Origin of the sequence: Pseudanabaena biceps PCC 7429, assembly GCF_000332215.1 — a bacterium.
Lineage (GTDB): Bacteria > Cyanobacteriota > Cyanobacteriia > Pseudanabaenales > Pseudanabaenaceae > Pseudanabaena > Pseudanabaena biceps.
The window spans coordinates 24,416-31,794 of sequence record NZ_ALWB01000031.1 but is presented as its reverse complement, the minus strand read 5'-3'; the positions used below and the strand labels follow the sequence as shown (position 1 = coordinate 31,794).

5 protein-coding genes and 1 tRNA gene are annotated in these 7,379 nt (G+C 44.7%); 3 read left to right on the top strand and 3 right to left on the bottom strand.

All coding sequences use genetic code 11. The features are described 5' to 3' along the window. Window positions 1-65: 65 nt before the first annotated feature. On the bottom strand, window positions 66-257 hold the full coding sequence (locus tag PSE7429_RS05725; RefSeq protein ID WP_040687447.1) for a hypothetical protein: 192 nt from the start codon (window positions 255-257) through the stop codon (window positions 66-68). Window positions 258-358: 101 nt separating this feature from the next. Beyond that, window positions 359-1,657, bottom strand: coding sequence for a serine hydroxymethyltransferase (glyA, locus tag PSE7429_RS05720; protein WP_009626141.1), 1,299 nt, complete (start codon window positions 1,655-1,657; stop codon window positions 359-361). 194 nt (window positions 1,658-1,851) lie between these two features. Here glyA and PSE7429_RS05715 point away from each other — a divergent pair, with 194 nt between their 5' ends. The 3 genes from PSE7429_RS05715 to PSE7429_RS05705 all read left to right on the top strand — a co-directional run bounded on the left by PSE7429_RS05715 (window position 1,852) and on the right by PSE7429_RS05705 (window position 4,271). Continuing rightward, the gene (locus PSE7429_RS05715) at window positions 1,852-2,949 is read left to right on the top strand and encodes a WD40 repeat domain-containing protein (protein ID WP_009626140.1); all 1,098 of its coding nucleotides are present in this window, start codon (window positions 1,852-1,854) and stop codon (window positions 2,947-2,949) included. Window positions 2,950-3,090: 141 nt separating this feature from the next. Beyond that, window positions 3,091-3,177 (top strand) — tRNA-Ser (locus tag PSE7429_RS05710). Between the two features lie 536 nt (window positions 3,178-3,713). Next, window positions 3,714-4,271, top strand: coding sequence for a photosystem I assembly protein Ycf4 (locus PSE7429_RS05705; RefSeq protein ID WP_009626139.1), 558 nt, complete (start codon window positions 3,714-3,716; stop codon window positions 4,269-4,271). Window positions 4,272-4,720: 449 nt separating this feature from the next. Here PSE7429_RS05705 and PSE7429_RS05700 read toward each other — a convergent pair whose 3' ends face one another. Further along, window positions 4,721-6,778, bottom strand: coding sequence for a GAF domain-containing protein (locus PSE7429_RS05700; protein WP_009626138.1), 2,058 nt, complete (start codon window positions 6,776-6,778; stop codon window positions 4,721-4,723). Between the last annotated feature and the right edge of the window lie 601 nt (window positions 6,779-7,379).

Genomic DNA, 7,379 nt, shown 5'->3' with positions numbered 1-7,379 from the left:
CTAAAGATGAGTGGCGGCGCAAAGCGCCGCCACTCATCTTTAGGGTTTTATATTCTAATTAAACCTTACGTTGCTAAATCCACAACCTTCTCAATATTAGGAGTTGTTGCCAATTGAGAAAAAGCATATTCATTAAACTCTAAATCTTTCGGCAGTTTCTCGATTACCATTGCCAAGTCTAACCCTTCTTGCAACAAAACTTCCAGACTAAATATTGCTACTCCCTTCCCACCAAAGAAATAGATATACAAAATCAAGAATTAGACGTTGCGGCGCTTTGCGCCGCAACGTCTAATTCTTCACTGGCAATGGATTATCCAAAGAGAGAGGGTCGCAAAGCGACCCTCTCTCTTTGAAATTAGACTGCTAAAGCAGGTTCTTTGGAGCTGATTGTTGGATATTCCAATTCGGGATAGAGAGGGAAGCGATCGCATAGAGCTTGAACTCTAGCGATGCAATCGGCTTGGACAGTATCGCTATCAGGACTGAGAAGGCGATCGGCAATGATATTAGCGATTTCGCGGAAATCATCTTCTTTCAATCCACGAGAAGTCATCGCAGGGGAACCGAGACGCAAACCACTCGTTACAAAAGGAGATTCAGGATCAAAGGGAACCGTATTCTTGTTGGCAGTGATATTAATACCGCTCACCAAAAGATCCGCAACCTTACCAGTCATCCCAATAGAACGGAGGTCAACCAATAACAAGTGGTTATCAGTACCATTAGAAACCAATTTCAGACCACGTTCTTGCAATTGCGCAGCAAGGGCTTGGGAGTTAGCAATTACCTGTCCCGAATAAGCCTTGAACTCAGGACGCAGCGCTTCACCAAAAGCAACGGCTTTCGCAGCGATTACATGTTCGAGGGGACCACCTTGAGAACCAGGGAAGACTGATTTATCGAATTTCTTGCCGAGTGCTGCGTCGCGAGTCATGATCAGACCGCCACGGGGTCCACGTAGAGTTTTGTGGGTGGTAGTAGTAACGACATCACAATAGGGAATGGGATTAGGGTGATGTCCAGATGCAACTAGTCCTGCAATATGGGCAATGTCAGCCATCAGATACGCACCAACTTCATCAGCGATCGCTCTAAATTTTGCAAAATCAATAATTCTGGGATAGGCGGAGTAGCCGCAAATGATTAATTTTGGTTTGTGCTGTAGGGCGAGATCACGAATCAGATCGAAATCAAGCTGCTCGGTTTCCTTATTCAAGCCGTAATGGACTTTGTTGAACCACAATCCTGATACATTCACGGGAGAGCCATGGGTCAAATGTCCACCGTGGGACAAGTCCATACCCAAAAAGGTATCGCCTGGTTTGAGCAGAGTGAGAAATACTGCAAAGTTAGCCTGTGCACCAGAGTGAGGTTGTACATTGGCATGGGCTGCACCAAATAATTCTTTGATGCGATCGATCGCGATCGATTCGATCTCATCGACAAATTCACAACCGCCGTAATAGCGCTTGGAGGGAAGCCCTTCAGCATATTTGTTGGTCAACACCGACCCCTGCGCCGCCATGACTGCAAGGGAAGTAAAATTTTCGCTAGCAATTAATTCAATATTATTGCGCTGTCTCTCGATTTCTTGACCGATAAAGCCTGCGACTAGGGGATCGGATGCGGCGAGGATGGGAAACAAGTTGGTCATTTTTTCTGAGCTTCTGAGCTGAATGTCTGAAATTATTTTGGTCTAAAGCGGGACTGGGTTAGCCTGAACGAAAATACCCGTAAAATTATGCTAACACGCGGCGATAGATAGCGCTTTGCCCTGAGTTAAAATCCATTAGCTCGAACCAAATATCGAAACGAATATCGAACCAAATATCGAACCAAATAATCAATATGCCCAAACCCAAGACAAATCTCATCCTCAATAACAAACCCCAATCGCAAATTACTCTAAGTGAATATGTCACCGCGATCGCATGGTCAGCAAATAGTAAATACCTTGCTGTTGCCACTGCTGCTGGCGAACTAGCCCTCTTTGATGATGAAATTGCAGGCAGTCAGATTGCCCAAAAACAAAGAGAATTGCAACCACCAACGGAAATATCCTTAGACTGTTTGGGCTTTTCGGCAGATAGTCGCTGGCTGGCTGCGGGAGGACAAGATGGGAAGGTAAGGGTATGGTCGTTGGCGAGTGAGATCCCTACGATCGCCGCCACCCTCGATCTGGGCAACAAATGGATCGAGCATTTGGCTTGGCATCCTACTCGTAACGAATTAGCCTTTAGCTTTGGTAAATATGTGCAGATCTGGAGCGCGAAGACTCTAGATATCATCACGACGCTAAATTTTGAAAACTCAACCATATTAGCGATCGCTTGGCATCCCCTCGCCCCCTATTTTATGGTTGGCGGTGATGGCGGAGTTATGACTTGGAATGCCCAAGACTGGTATGAAGACCCCGTCCCATTTGAGATACCCACCGCAGTATCTCAACTATCTTGGAGCAAAACAGGGGAATACTTAGTTGCTAGCACCCTTGATAACTTGGTCATCGTCATGCATTGGCTCGGACATAAATTCGATCCTTCACCTTGGCGAATGCAGGGGTTCCCAGGCAAGATTCGGTCCTTTGATTGGTCGGAGAGCAAAAAATCGCCCCTACTATCCTCCTCAAGTGGCTCCGATGTGGTGGTGTGGTCAAATCACATCGATCCAAATATTGGTTGGGAAGGTGAATTGCTCAAAGGACATAACAGCATTGTCGGTTCAGTCGCCTTTAAACCCAAGTCAGAGACGCTTGCTTCTGCCGATGAAAATGGCAGAATTACGATTTGGAAAAATGCCAAGGATTGGGTGCAGGCTTTAGATACCCCGATGGGCAAAATTACCGCTTTGCAATGGCAACCACAGGGCAAAAAATTAGTGGCGGCGAATGCCGATGGGGAGCTAATGATTTGGACTGAATCTTCACAGGGCAAAGGTTTCCGATAAATAATACCAAGTTAAGAAATGGCTACGCCATTTCTTAACTTGGTATTATTTGGCGCTGCTTTTATTTTTCTTGCTTCAAAATTACTTACTATGATATTATTGCTAATGCTTTGCTAACCAAAGAAACTGCAAAATATATTTGGAGAGGTGGCAGAGTGGTTGAATGCGTCTGACTCGAAATCAGATTTAGGGTCACACCTAACGGGAGTTCGAATCTCCCCCTCTCCGTCCAATAAAAACTGCATAAACAAAAATAGATTGCTGATTTTAGGCAGTCTATTTTTGTATGGGAACGTATTCCAAACCCATTCCCTAACCCATTCCCTTGCATAGCGGTAGCCAGTTATGTATAGGACAAACCCAAAAACCAAAATAACGTCAGTTCGGGTTAAGCTGGCAACTTTTAGAAGCCCAAAATTAAAAGCCTTGCTACGCAAGGCTTTTAATTTTGGGCTTTGAGAAAGGGTTTGCTACGCAAACCCTTTCTCAAAGCCCGTTTCAAATTATCCCGAACTCACGTTAAGTACTTGTGCGAAATAAATTACCAAAACCCGTAAAGTTGCGCCCCGCAGGGACGCAACTTTACGGGTTTTGGTTTGTAATATTAAACCCCAAAATAGTGTTGCCGCGCTCCGCGCGGCAACACTATTTTGGGGTTTATGTCCTGATACAGTTGACGGCAGATATACATTCGCTATGCTAGAGGCTGCAAGCCGCTATATACTGTTGTTTTCCCTAGTAATTTTGCAATATTATTTCAACCGATGGTAACTACACAATCTCAATCCAATGTTCTGCGATATGACATTGTCGGGTCACGACGCTTTAGTAACTATGGCTTTGCGGTTATTGTTGCCATAGGTGCGTCGGGATTTTTGCTCGCAGGTTTATCTAGTTTTTTAAAAATCAACTTATTGCCTCTTTCCGAACCACTGCAATTAGAATTTGTGCCCCAAGGTCTGGCGCTTTCCTTCTATGGAGTGGCTGGAACCTTGCTAGAGCTATATCTGCTATACGTGATGGCGATCGATTATGGCAGTGGCTACAACGAGTTCGATCGCAATACTGGCAAAGTGAAAATTTTTCGGCGCGGGCGCAGTAAGAATAAAAACATCGAGTTTATTTATAAGATCGCTGATGTCCAAGCTGTTCGTGTCGAAATTCGCAATGGGTTAAGCCCAAAGCGATCACTATATTTGCGGGTGAAGGGCAAAGGCGATCTCCCCCTATCAGAAGTAGGGCAACCAATTGCTTTGACTGCCCTTGAAGATCGAGCTGCCGAGATTGCCAAGTTTTTGTCTGTGCCCTTAGAAGGTTTATAAAACCCAAGAGTCTCTGGCGTAAGTTGCGCCACAGGCTCTTAACTCGATTCTAGGTTTTTTATTATGCCTAATTCTTATTACAGCAATTATCGATCAAACGAACCACAAGGAAATTTTTGAAAGCGTTGCTTTGCAACGCTTTCAAAAATTTCCTTGGTTTGGGTTTGAGCGCAAAGCGCTGTAACTTGAACACCCCTATACCAAAGCTCAAAATGGCGTAGCCATTTTGAGCTTTGAAAACCCTTACTGGGTTTGGTTTGTAATTCACAAAAGTGTTGTCACACTTTTGTGAATTGGTTTAAGGTCAGTTCGCGTTAAGCTGGCAAATTTCCCAAGTACAAAAGCAAAAGCCTTGCGTAGCAAGGCTTTTGCTTTTGTACTTGGAGAAAGGGTTTGCGTAGCAAACCCTTTCTCCAAGTCCGTTTCAAATTATTAAGATCTAAATGGCTTTATTCAAGCATATCAAGATAACGCGATCGCTCCTGTCGTAGGGCATCGGTTGCCCGTTGTACCTCGATTGCAACTTGAGATAGGGAAGCATAAATCAACACGATATAATTAGCATTTACGGCGGATTCAAGCTGACGACATTGATAGGAAAGGGTCAAAGCCCCAAGGTAGTCGCTGCTCGATCGCAATGTGTTTAAGGCTTGAAGGAGTTTGACATAATCGCTAACGGCGAGCGAGCGATCGATCGCCTGTACTAAATGTGGGGCATCTTCTAAATATGCGTCAATCACATCGATCAGAAATTCGGTGGCTTTGCGATCGTTGCCAGCAATCTCCAGAATTGTCTCGATAAATTGTGGTTCAATCGCAGGCTCTTCTTCCTCCTTGGCAATATCTAGCTCTTCTTGCGTATCTACACCTTGAGTATCATCGGGCAATGCGGACTCTGAGGGTGGCTGATCAATTGGCTCGGATGCTAATGCTAGGATTTCTGGTTCTGGGGATGGAAGATCAATCGGCTCGGATGCTAACTCTAGGATTTCTGGTTCTATTAATTGGGGTTCGGTAATTTCGGGGAGAATTTCTTCCTGCTCTGGATTGATGAATTCATCGACAATTGCCTCTGGCTCCCTTGGGGATAAATCCGCTTCGTCCTGATCTAATGGCAATCTAATCGGGGCTGTGGCGATCGCTTCAGGTTGAGCATTTGCTAAAGGATCTGCTAAATCTAAGTTTTCTGATGGCTGATTGGGGAATGCGGCGATCGGGAATTCTACAACTTCAGGTTCGGGATTTTGTTCGGGATTTTGTTCGGAATTTTGTTCGGGACTTTCTATAGTTGTGTTTAAGTCCGATTCTTCAGATTCATCGCTGGAAATTACTTTCAGGTTGTCAGGCATAATTACATAGGAGATATCAGCTCTTGCAAACTTGATCGCCACTGCCTCTTGACTCGGCTCCTCGTCATCTTCACCTTCTAATTCTGGTAAATCATTATTGGCAACTGGAGCCAAAAAGAGAGGAGGTACACCATTTTGCGAGTTGGGGATATCCTGAAAATCTATCGCTTCTACAGGGGGAATAGTGGTTTGGGCTAATTCAATTTCCTGTGATTGCTCCTCTTCATTCTCTAAATTCTCTAAATTCTCTAAATCTGAATTGACTGGATCGCCATCTTTTTGGTCATGATCGGATTCCGCATCATCGCTTACCAATTCGGAGCTAGCTGACGCTGCCTGTGCGATCAATGGTGCGATATCCTCCGTATTATCGGGATTAGTCGCACTCTCCGCAATTTCGGTAACTATTTGCTGTAGATTGTCTAATTCAAGACGTAGGCTATGGAGATCGTCAGTTAGCTCTTGAGACTGCTGGCGCAAATTAACGAGGGAGATGGCAATACCGATTTGAGCCGCAACTAGGGATAGAGAAGTGCGATCGCTCTCCGACCAATTGTGATAGGCTCTGCCATGAAAAGCCACCAAAGTTCCCCATACTTCTTGCCCTGCGTAGATCTTATTGGCTACATAGGAGGAAATCCCGATCTGTTCCAGTAGCGTGACGATATGGGAGGAGAGGCTGGAACTGCGGATGCTGTCAACGATCTGCGCCGAATGATCAGGTTCGGTAGACTCGATCATATGTCTTGCCAAGGAAAGTTGTCTTTCTGGCATAGAGGTTAGAGAGATGAGCCCTGTGGCGATCGCGTCCGTCACAAATTGCGCCTGTCCGTTAGCATGGCAGTGAAAAAGAGCGACGCGATCTACTTGTAAAAGTTGCTGGGCAACCTGAACGGCTATTTGTAAAACTAAATCTAAGGATGGCGATCGCTGAATGGCATCGGCAAGCTGGGCAAGGGCTTTTTCTCTAGCAATGATATTGCTAAAAATGTCCGAAGCATTACCATCGACTGCTTCGGTTGCCATCATCTTTTCCTGATGCTCTTCCCAGCTAAGTTGATGTACACGCTCCTGCTGCACCAAAATAGCTTTTAGGCGCTCGTAGGCTGCGCGATCGCGGCAGAGATGACGAATTTGATCTAAGAGGGTAGAATCCATGGGTAAGAACGACTAGCCCCAAATATTTTCGAGCAATGCAGATAGAGTAAAAAACTATCTAGAGCATCGATCTTAACGGACTCATTTTGGCGATCGCATGAGACACAAAGCGTAACTTTTGCTTCTATGGTTAAGGGACACTGATAAGTAGCTGGGTACAATTAAATATAAAACCCCAAAAGCTGTAGCGCACGCACAGCATGCGCTACAGCTTTTGATTCTGGGTTTTAATTATGCCCAGCTACTTACCAACCCTTACTGTAAAAATAAGTTATAGCTCTATTCACTTAAGTCAGGACATCAAACCCAATAAAGAGTTGCGGCGCAAAGCGCCGCAACTCTTTATTGGGTTTGATTTTTGTCCTAACATTACTGACTATAGCTATAAAATCACATTAAGTAGTTCAGCATAATTAAAAAATAAAACCAGAGAGCGTAAAGCCTGCGTAGCAGGCTTTACGCTCTTCTAGGTTTTAAGTTTACTTATACTTAGCTACTTAATACCCTTAGCGGCAGCTATAGTTATACCAATTCACGATTTATACCAATTCACGAAAGTGTGACAACACTTTCGTGAATTGGTATAAATCCTAGCTACTCG

What these genes read in the sequence shown, in the direction of transcription:
- glyA (WP_009626141.1), bottom strand. Translation starts at nt 1,657, where the DNA reads ATGACCAACTTGTTTCCCATCCTCGCCGCATCCGATCCCCTAGTCGCA.
- PSE7429_RS05715 (WP_009626140.1), top strand. Translation starts at nt 1,852, where the DNA reads ATGCCCAAACCCAAGACAAATCTCATCCTCAATAACAAACCCCAATCG.
- PSE7429_RS05705 (WP_009626139.1), top strand. Translation starts at nt 3,714, where the DNA reads ATGGTAACTACACAATCTCAATCCAATGTTCTGCGATATGACATTGTC.
- PSE7429_RS05700 (WP_009626138.1), bottom strand. Translation starts at nt 6,778, where the DNA reads ATGGATTCTACCCTCTTAGATCAAATTCGTCATCTCTGCCGCGATCGC.